1 pseudogene is annotated in these 445 nt (G+C 77.5%); it reads left to right on the top strand.

Features of this window, described 5'->3' with window-relative positions:
• Positions 1 to 253: 253 nt before the first annotated feature.
• Positions 254 to 445 (top strand): annotated as a pseudogene (locus tag AC0AIB_RS31350) (hypothetical protein); the annotation flags it as partial.

Consider the following 445-nt stretch of genomic DNA (forward strand, 5'->3'; position numbering starts at 1 on the left):
CCGCCACCCCGCCAGGGCCGGGCGCGCACGGCATGTGCGGCGCCAACGCGGCGGAGGCGGCCCTGCGCCACCTCACCCGTCGGCCCCGCGACCGGTAACCTGGCCGTACAGCCACCCCGTGCGGGCGGCTGTACGGCGGTGGGGCCCGCCGTAACCAACCGCAGCCGCGACCGTCGTCGGCCGCCAACGGTCCCTACCTGACACTTCCGCGCGCCCGCGCACGGACCGGCCGATCAGGTAGGAGCCTGAACACGTGCACCCCGACCGCCCCGAACACCACACTCCGCCCACCGGCAGGCAGGCCGAACCGGTCGACCCGGACACCGCCGTCGACCCGTGGCCGCCCGCGAAGGCGCCCGGCCCGAAGCGCCGTCAGGGCGAGATCCTCGCCGCCATCGCGGCCGGCGGCGTCATCGGCGCCTGCGCCCGCTACGGCGCCACCCTG

It is taken from the genome of Micromonospora sp. DSM 43699 (assembly GCF_055517075.1).